Genomic DNA, 1,356 nt, shown 5'->3' with positions numbered 1-1,356 from the left:
CCAGCCACCCACTCTCTAGATTTCTGACCAAAACCAGCTGGGAATTTGTCTGGACGAATAATAATATTTCCGGTCACCTGTAAAATTGGATAGTTTACAATTGCCCCTTTTGTACCTAAGCCTTTTTGTAACTCTAAAGGTTTAAAAGCTGCTGCTGGCGCACCAATAATATCGACCTGATGATTGTTAAATTTGGCCCCGAAATTAGTTACATCTGCACTCACAGCCTGCGCACCCACCTGCTGAACCATGATTTTTTGTGCTTCATCGTAGTCTAATACGGCGATTTTTTTACCCGCAGCTTTCGCTACGGTATTAATACTACGGTCGTTTACTAAAAGGTAAGCATCTCCTACCGGAATAACACCTACTACCTCATAGCGGCCATTGACCATATATTTACTAAAGGTTTGGCTTGCTAAACCTTGCATGACTTTAACAGCAAGTTTGAGATCTGGAATCGCGCCAATTGCATCTAATGATCCCGTAAATGAGTTGAATTGACGTCCACGCATGCCTGATACACTAATACCATCACATTTGCCCGCTTTAAAATCTTCAGCAATCACCGCTTCATTCTGGTTTACTTTTAGTTCGATATCAGCTCCCCAGTTTTTGGCTGCAAGCTGATAGTCCTTCATGAGTGCATAGACATCGCCATTTTTACCAACAAAGTCAAAAACACATATGGTTTGTTTGGCCTCGGCTGCAAATGAAATTGTTGTGAGTCCCATCGCAAGTAAAAGCGTTTTGGAAAATCGCATATTCTTTTCCTTTCCTTGTAAATTTTTTGTTTTTGGCATCAAGAAATTTCACGCTGGTTGGCATGATTCTCATGAGATATGCTTCATCTAAGATTCACAATTTAGATATTTTTATGATCAATTCTGTTTATCCGAGCTCAATAAAAAATAACGAGTTAAATTCCCTTAGCTCTTTTAATGACTCACTTCCTTGTTCTATTTTCTAATATCTTCATATATCCAGATGAAGTTTTATCCTCAATTTAGATTAGCGTCTTTTTAATGAATCACAATGGCTGAATTGACAGTCTATAGAAAGCAAAAAAGCCTAGAATAAATCTAGGCTTTTAAGTTCAAAATGAATTATTCACCAGGCATTGAACATTCAAAGTTAGCTTTGTCTACAGAACAACGTGCTTTTTTCAATACAGACATCATACCTGCATCGTAAATACCGCGTTTAGTTAAATCCATACGGCCATCACGTAACATTTTTTGATATTTCAGTTTGTCTTCAGCACTTAGGTTCATTTTGTATTTACCTGGAATTTGTGCTTCTAAACGGTTAATCATTGCAAAGCTTTTTGGTAATTGTTTTACGAACCAATCACGA

Annotated in this window: 2 protein-coding genes; both read right to left on the bottom strand. The window is 37.7% G+C overall.

All coding sequences use genetic code 11. The features are described 5' to 3' along the window. Nucleotides 1-764, bottom strand: a 764-nt coding sequence (locus VXQ92_RS18185) for a putative solute-binding protein (RefSeq protein ID WP_416682749.1), incomplete at its 3' end; no start/stop codon positions are given. 342 nt (nt 765-1,106) lie between these two features. After that, nucleotides 1,107-1,356, bottom strand: a 250-nt coding sequence (locus VXQ92_RS18180) for a putative solute-binding protein (RefSeq protein WP_416682748.1), incomplete at its 5' end; no start/stop codon positions are given.

The sequence above is a fragment of the Acinetobacter sp. 228 genome (assembly GCF_048147885.1).
Note: the sequence above shows the minus strand (reverse complement) of the source record. Positions and strands in the feature narration are given on the sequence as shown.